The following is a 232-nucleotide window of genomic DNA, read 5'->3' as shown; positions in this document are numbered from 1 at the left end:
CGGCATGGCCCGCATCGTCGGTGAAGTGATGACCTGTGACGTCGTCGAGGCGCGCCGGTAGAGCCGTTCATGGACGTCGTGCGGCTGCTGGACCGGCATCGGAACAGTGGGCTGCCCGTCGTGGACGACGACAAGCTCGTCGAAGTGGTCTGCGAGACCGACCTGATCCGCCGCGAGGCGGCCCGGTCCCCAGACGCCCGGGCACGACGGTTCCGGATCCCCGCACTGAACC

General features: G+C 69.0%; 1 protein-coding gene. It reads left to right on the top strand.

Annotation, left to right across the window (positions count from 1 at the left end; translation table 11 throughout):
• Positions 1 to 69: 69 nt before the first annotated feature.
• Positions 70 to 232: CBS domain-containing protein (locus tag RB628_RS42325; RefSeq protein ID WP_412180818.1), on the top strand; the 163-nt coding region annotated here is incomplete at its 3' end.

The organism is Streptomyces sp. ADMS (assembly GCF_033441795.1).
GTDB lineage: Bacteria > Actinomycetota > Actinomycetes > Streptomycetales > Streptomycetaceae > Streptomyces.
This window is presented reverse-complemented; position numbering and strand designations above follow the sequence as displayed.